Genomic DNA, 3,285 nt, shown 5'->3' on the forward strand with positions numbered 1-3,285 from the left:
CGACTCGGCCGCCGTGGCCCGCGCCAAGGCCGCACTGGATTCCCTCGACGTCGCCGAAGGCCTCGCCGAACTCGAAGGCGCCTCCGCCCGTGTCGCCGTTGACGAAAAAGCGCATGATCAACTGCCGCGCCGACCTCAACCAACTCGTACCTTTCAAGTACGACTGGGCCTGGCAGAAGTACCTGGACGGCTGCGCAAACCACTGGATGCCGCAAGAAGTCAACATGACCGCCGACATCGCCCTCTGGAAAAACCCGGAAGGCCTGACCGACGACGAGCGCCGCATCGTGATGCGCAACCTCGGCTTCTTCTCCACCGCCGACTCCCTGGTTGCCAACAACCTGGTCCTGGCCGTGTACCGCCTGATCACCAACCCGGAATGCCGCCAGTACATCCTGCGCCAGGCCTTCGAAGAGGCGATCCACACCCACGCCTACCAGTACTGCATCGAATCGCTGGCCATGGATGAAGGCGAAATCTTCAACATGTACCACGAGATTCCATCGGTCGCGAAAAAGGCAGCCTGGGGCCTGAAGTACACCCGTTCGATCTCCGATCCGAAGTTCGAAACCGGCACCCCGGACACCGACAAAGAACTGCTGCGCAACCTGATCGCCTACTACTGCGTTCTGGAAGGCATCTTCTTCTACTGCGGCTTCACCCAGATCCTGTCCATGGGCCGCCGCAACAAAATGACCGGCGTCGCCGAGCAGTTCCAATACATCCTGCGCGACGAATCCATGCACCTGAACTTCGGCATCGACGTGATCAACCAGATCAAAATCGAAAACCCACACCTGTGGGATGCCGAAATGAAGGAAGAAGCGACCCAGATGATCCTGCAGGGTACGCAGCTGGAAATCGAATACGCCCGTGACACCATGCCTCGCGGCGTACTGGGCATGAACGCGGCGATGATGGAGGACTACCTCAAGTTCATCGCTAACCGCCGTCTGTCGCAGATTGGTTTGAAAGAGGAATATCCAGGGACCACTAACCCGTTCCCTTGGATGAGCGAGATCATGGACTTGAAGAAAGAGAAGAATTTCTTTGAGACACGGGTTATTGAGTATCAGACTGGTGGTGCGTTGAGCTGGGATTAACCCCCTATTCAGCGCCACCATAGTGTGAACCGTCAAAAAAAAGCCAGGAAGTGTTAGCCTCCTGGCTTTTTTGTTTTTATATTACAAGCACAATTACAAAACAGGGAAACACTACTAAAAAAATCTGGCTTAGACTTTCAAATCGAAATATTTATACACTCATAGCGCATTCAAAAACCCATTATTCTCGACAACTACAAAAATAATCCACAAACAAAAAAATAGAAATTAATCCAAAACTTAAAATGCCAATGCTGAAAACACACTCAGATCTGAACTCTAATAATTTTATTTACTAGGTACCCGATCGTCTGATAAGACAATTCATTTATTGGTTTAAAAAAACTATCAGGATCTTTAATATCTTTCGAACTGGAATTTTTTGAGCCACCAGAAAGATGATGGAAGTAAGAGTTCCGGATATTCACTATTAGATCAAAATTATCCTTTAAACCAAGACCAACCACATCAGAAGACACTGCCACCAAGGCCTTTGTACCTGCCTTATCAACATTCCAGTTAATTTGACGAATCAAATGATTAGCGAACTCACTACTATAAGGCCCTTCAAACTCAATATTAGACTGGCTTTGCTCAAGTCCGTCATCACAGATTAACTTAGCATAAAAAATTTGAACAAAAATCCAACTCCCCTCCCTTAAAAAACTCCCTCAATTGTCCGTACACCTTGGAATATTCATTACTATAACGACAATAAAATAACGGAAAAGTATAGCTAAGATTCTCAATAGCTCTGTACGAATGAACAAACGCGGACAGATGCCTGCCGAGTCGTTGATTCAGCATAGACTTAGCAATCTCGCTTAACAATTGATGAAATAAAGCGTGATTGACACGCTGAGAATTCAAATGATCGCAGATTGGCTTAATTGATGTACCTTTAAATAATTTTCCATTTTTCTCCTCACCTAAGTCTCCGAATGCCCTCATAAGATTAAGCGCTACTGCCCCATTAGTCTTCGGCGCACCCAATACAAAATAGTTAAAACCCTGGCGCGCTCCACCGAGGCTTCCACTTAAGTAACAACCACCGAGAAGTAACTTAGATAAAACTTTTGCGTGAGAAGATGTTCTATGTATAAAAAAGGGGGAAATCTCAGCTTCAGAAAAAGGCTCGCGACTGAAGTCCAACTCAAGGCCATCAATTTCGAATCGAGACATTTATATGACCATGGAGATTTTATCGAGAATATCGTGAAAGTCTGCGTTAGCTAATTGCTCATAATTCTCAAAAAAATGTGCAACTGCTTTGCGCCTAGCAGTGCCCAATTTAATTTTAGAGACCTCAAGAGACGAAAATGCCAATTCGAACGATTCCAACGTGGTCCAGAACTCCTCAGGAGTCATCTCTTTCACAAAAGCATACGACTGCCGTGCTGTTGCCGCGAACGCAATGATATTATTTTGATTAGCAAACCAAATTTTATTATTCTCAAATATAATCAAACGCTGTATTTGATCAACAACATCATCAAACTCAGTACCGCTTTCAAAAATATTCGTATCCATTATCTTAGACGCAATCAACTCATCCATTTTTTCTTGAATGATTTTTTCATTATCAATATTTATACTGGACGCTAAAAAGGCCAAATATGACTTAATAATATCTACCTTCTTAAATGCGCCTCTTTTTCTTTTCTGACCGGGCTCTGGCTTTTCCGCTTGAATTATCAATGGAAGCGCACCGAAATCATATGCATTGTCTGCGATCACTTCAATTTGATGACGAGCGGTCATTGGCTTCTGCCCGTTATTTAAAGTAATCATTCGATAAAGCAGATGATCAATTGACGGGCACACTAAAATATTAAGAAATACACTTTGACCCTTATCATATTCAACTCCCGACTTATCCACTCTAGACAAAGTATTAAGCCGCTGAATCCCATCCAAGATAAAAAGCTTATCAATATTACCCTGTACGTATTCCCTGCACTCCTCTACGCTTTCCCCGCATGAATCCGGTTCAGCTATAATTGCAAGAGTAAGCGGAGGCATAATACAACCATTTACAATGTCTTTCGCCAACCGATCATAAAACTTCTGATTCTGCATTACTCGCTGGGCAGTAAACTCTCCCGTACGCGGCACTAGATACTGAATAGCAAAATCATAATCAGCCTCCGCATTTATAAACCTACTCTTAATTACCTTATCA

The 3,285-nt window shown here is 44.6% G+C and carries 2 protein-coding genes and 1 pseudogene; 1 reads left to right on the plus strand and 2 read right to left on the minus strand.

Going from position 1 to position 3,285, the window contains the following annotated elements:
* Positions 1-1,103, plus strand: a pseudogene (locus HT737_RS07880) (ribonucleotide-diphosphate reductase subunit beta); the annotation flags it as partial.
* A 618-nt stretch (positions 1,104-1,721) separates the two neighbouring features.
* Here HT737_RS07880 and HT737_RS07885 read toward each other — a convergent pair.
* Positions 1,722-2,285 (minus strand): hypothetical protein, encoded by a 564-nt coding sequence (locus HT737_RS07885; protein ID WP_182402091.1) that lies wholly within the window; start codon positions 2,283-2,285, stop codon positions 1,722-1,724.
* On the minus strand, positions 2,286-3,285 hold a 1,000-nt coding region (locus HT737_RS07890), incomplete at its 5' end, for a hypothetical protein (protein WP_182402093.1). It abuts the gene before it with no gap.

Origin of the sequence: Pseudomonas sp. MD195_PC81_125 (assembly GCF_014060985.1) — a bacterium.
GTDB classification, from domain to species: Bacteria; Pseudomonadota; Gammaproteobacteria; order Pseudomonadales; family Pseudomonadaceae; genus Aquipseudomonas; species Aquipseudomonas parakoreensis.